Below are 1118 nucleotides of genomic sequence, written 5' to 3' on the forward strand. Positions count from 1 at the left end.
GGCGAACCGGGCCTCGCCGAAGCCGTTCTGGAGTGGGCCGCGATCGCCAGGTCCACGGCCCGCGAACGGCTCGGCATCGCCCACTGCGTCGTGGCCGGGGCCGAGGGCCGACAGCACGCGGCCCGCCACGCCCTGGACACCGAGCGCGAACTCGCCCGCCTCCAGCAGCGGTACGAGGAGACCGCGCGGCGCGCGGCGGCGCTGGAGGAGCGGCGGCCCGAACACGACCGCTGCCAGGAGAGGTTGGAACGCGCCCGTAAGGCGGACCGGGTCGCCCCCGCACTGGACCTGCGCGAGGAGGCGGAGCGCGCCCACCGCCGGGCGGGCGACGACCTCGACCGGGCCCGGGCACAGCTGCCGCCCGACCTCGCCGACGCCGGCCCCGACCAGCTCACCGAGCTGGAGCGCCGCTTCCGGCAGGAGCTGGGCGGCCTGGAGTCGGCCCGCCGGGCCGAGGCGCGCAGCGCCGCGATCGACGAGGAACGGGACCGGCTGGAGCGCGAGTCCCGGGCCGACGACGCGACCGTCCGGGACGCGGACGCCTGGCTCGCGGGCTGGGACGCCGTTCACGCCGGGCTCCAAGAACGCATCGCGGCGGCCCAGGAGGCCGCGACCCGCGCCGAGCAGCTCGCCGGACTCCTCGCCCCGGCCCGCCGCAGGCTGGAGGCCGCCCGCCGCCGGGACGCGCTGGCCGCCGAGGTCCGGGCCACCCGGCAGACCCTCGCCGAGGCCCGCGAACGTGCACTCGACGCCCACGAGACCTGGCTCGGGCTGCGGGAACGGCGGCTGCGGGACATCGCGGCGGAGCTGGCCGCCGGACTCGTCGACGGCGCTCCCTGCACCGTCTGCGGCTCCGCCGAGCACCCGGCCCCCGCCACCGAGGGCGACGGCCACGTCGACCGGGCCACCGAGGAGGCCGCCCTCACCGCCCACCGCCGCGCCGAGAACACCCGCGCCCGCGCCGAACAGGCCCTCGGGCTCGTCCGCGAACGCCACGCCGCCGCACAGGCGGAGGCCCGCGACGAGGATCCCCCGGCAGCCGTCGCGGCCGAGCCCGCTGAGGGTGCGGGCGAGGGCGACGCGCAGCCGGACCCCGGCCCTGTCTCTTATACACATCT

At 78.8% G+C, this 1118-nt stretch carries 1 pseudogene; it reads left to right on the top strand.

From position 1 onward, the window contains the following. Positions 1 to 1118: pseudogene (locus tag CR470_RS41040) on the top strand (AAA family ATPase); the annotation flags it as partial.

Source organism: Streptomyces sp. rh34 (assembly GCF_002551245.1).
Taxonomy (GTDB): Bacteria; Actinomycetota; Actinomycetes; order Streptomycetales; family Streptomycetaceae; genus Streptomyces.